This window comes from Flavobacterium plurextorum (genome assembly GCF_002217395.1).
Lineage (GTDB): Bacteria > Bacteroidota > Bacteroidia > Flavobacteriales > Flavobacteriaceae > Flavobacterium > Flavobacterium plurextorum.
On the sequence record NZ_MUHD01000025.1, the window covers coordinates 1,366 to 3,910 of the forward strand.

Genomic DNA, 2,545 nt, shown 5'->3' on the forward strand with positions numbered 1-2,545 from the left:
TTTATTTAAAAGATCGTAAGTATAATGTAGATAATTATCCTTCTAAGCAAGTTAAGAAAAGCTTACAGGATTTCTCAACAAAAACTTTTGGAGTTGATTTGATTTTAAATTATTCAAATTTTAATGTTTTCTTTAATAGACAAATCATAAAAGATAAACGTTTAGAATTAGCGAAAGTTAAGCAAGCTTTTAAAGAGTTTCTGATTTCGCAGCCTCAAGTGAAAAAGGTTTATACTGAAGAGGAAATTTTAGCAAATGGAGGAAATGATTATTCTTTAAATTTTGTAGCTAAAGGTTATGACGTTACTCAAAATGGAGATTTAGTAATTGTTGACAAACCTGGAGATATTGAATATTCTACTACAGGAACTTCTCATGGTACGATTTACAGTTATGATACTCATGTACCTGCTATTTTCTATGGCTGGCATATTAAAAAAGGAGAATCTTACGATAAAAAAGCAATTACCGAAATAGCTCCAACAATTGCGCAAAAAATTAAGGTTACTTTTCCGAACGGAACTGAAGCAAAGGTCTTACAAGAAGTTTTAGATGAAAAGAAAAAGTAATTAATAAAAAAAGTATAAAAAAACCTGTTTTTGAAAGAACAGGTTTTTTTAGGATTAAAAAAAGGCTTTTCATTACGAAAAGCCTTTTTTCTTTATTGCTTAGTAAGTATTTATTTAAATTGGTCTATGCGTTTGCCAATACTAATTCTTCATTGTAAGGAAGGTTCCATGCTTCAGCAACCCCTTTGTAAAGGATTTTTCCATTTGCAATATTTAAACCTTTTTTCAATTCTTCATTTTCTGAACAAGCTTTTTCCCATCCTTTATTTGCTAATTGTACAGCATAAGGCAAAGTAGCGTTAGTTAAAGCTAAAGTAGATGTATAAGGCACTGCTCCTGGCATATTTGCTACACAGTAATGAACAATATCATCAATAATAAAAGTTGGATTTTCGTGGGTAGTTGGAGTACATGTTTCAATACACCCGCCTTGATCAACTGCAACGTCCACAACAACAGCTCCTGGGCGCATTAATTTAAGCATGTCACGAGTAATTAAGTGAGGTGCTTTTGCTCCTGGAATTAGAACCGCACCAACAATTAGGTCTGCATCTTTAATTGCTCTTGTAATATTATAATGGTTAGACATTTCTGTATTTACATTTGCAGGCATAATATCGTCTAATTGACGTAAACGAGGCAGACTTAAGTCCATAATTGTAACTTGAGCTCCTAATCCAGCAGCCATTTTTGCAGCTTGAGTTCCTACGATTCCTCCACCTAAAACTAATACTTTAGCTGGTGGAACACCTGGAACACCTCCTAAAAGAATTCCTCTTCCTTTTAATGGTTTTTCTAGATATTTTGCACCTTGTTGAATTGCCATACGACCTGCTACTTCAGACATTGGTACTAATAATGGTAAACTGCGGTCTGTTTTTTCAACTGTTTCGTAAGCTAAACATACTGCACCTTTTTCTAGCATAGCATGAGTTAATGGTTCTGACGAAGCAAAATGGAAATAAGTAAATAATAATTGATCTTTCTTGATTAATGGATATTCTGATGCAATTGGTTCTTTTACTTTAATAATCATTTCAGCAATAGCATATACCTCTTCAATCGTTGGTAAAACCACCGCTCCGGCTTGTGTATATTCATCATCAGCAAAACCGCTTCCTAAACCTGCAGTAGATTGAACGTAAACAACGTGTCCGTGTTTTTTCATTTCAGAAACTCCTGCTGGAGTTAATGCTACACGATTTTCGTTGTTTTTTATTTCTTTTGGAACACCTATTATCATTTTGTTATATTTTTTTGTTTTTATTGAAATTGTTTTACAAATCTACAGATAGAGAATAAATTATGGTTTACAGGGTAATAAATAAGAAAATATTATTTTATTTTTTAATTTTACAGAAAATTATTCTTTTTGAATGATAGATTAAATCTTCAAAGAGAAAAAAAAACTAAATTTCATAAATTTTAATACAACGTTTTCGTTATGGCTTTAGATGAAATAGACAAAAAAATCTTACGTCTTTTACAAGTAGATGCACATTACACTTTAAAAGATATTGCAAACAAAATAAATTTGTCTTTAACGCCTGTTCATGATCGAGTGAAACGACTTGAGAAAGATGGAATTATAGAGAAATATGTAACTATATTAGATAAGAAAAAACTGGGGAACAATTTGACTGTTTATTGTCAAGTGACACTCACTAAACAGACTTATGATACATCTGAAGGTTTTAATCAATCAATTTTGAATCTGCCAGAAGTGGTGGAATGTAATTATGTATCTGGAAATTTTGATTATATGCTAAAGATTATAATTCCAGATATGGAAAGCTATCATCATTTTCATCAAAAAAAACTTTCTATCTTGCCGGAAGTATCTCTGATAAATACTGTTTTTGTTATTTCGGAAGTCAAAAGCACTACAGTTTTGCCAGTTTAAAAAGAAAAAACCACCAAGAGAACTTGATGGTTTTTAGAAAATTTGGTTTTGGTTAGGTTTAGTTAATAGTAAG

At 31.4% G+C, this 2,545-nt stretch carries 2 protein-coding genes and 1 pseudogene; 2 read left to right on the forward strand and 1 reads right to left on the reverse strand.

The genetic code is table 11. The features are described 5' to 3' along the window. Positions 1–569: pseudogene (locus B0A81_RS13385) on the forward strand (alkaline phosphatase PafA); the annotation flags it as partial. A 124-nt stretch (positions 570–693) separates the two neighbouring features. Here B0A81_RS13385 and ald read toward each other — a convergent pair. Next, positions 694–1,812, reverse strand: a complete 1,119-nt coding sequence (ald, locus tag B0A81_RS13390) for an alanine dehydrogenase (RefSeq protein ID WP_089058504.1) — start codon at positions 1,810–1,812, stop codon at positions 694–696. A 201-nt stretch (positions 1,813–2,013) separates the two neighbouring features. On the opposite strand from ald, the gene B0A81_RS13395 reads away from it, so the two are divergent. Then, positions 2,014–2,472, forward strand: a complete 459-nt coding sequence (locus B0A81_RS13395) for an Lrp/AsnC family transcriptional regulator (RefSeq protein ID WP_089052857.1) — start codon at positions 2,014–2,016, stop codon at positions 2,470–2,472. The last annotated feature ends 73 nt before the right edge of the window (positions 2,473–2,545 follow it).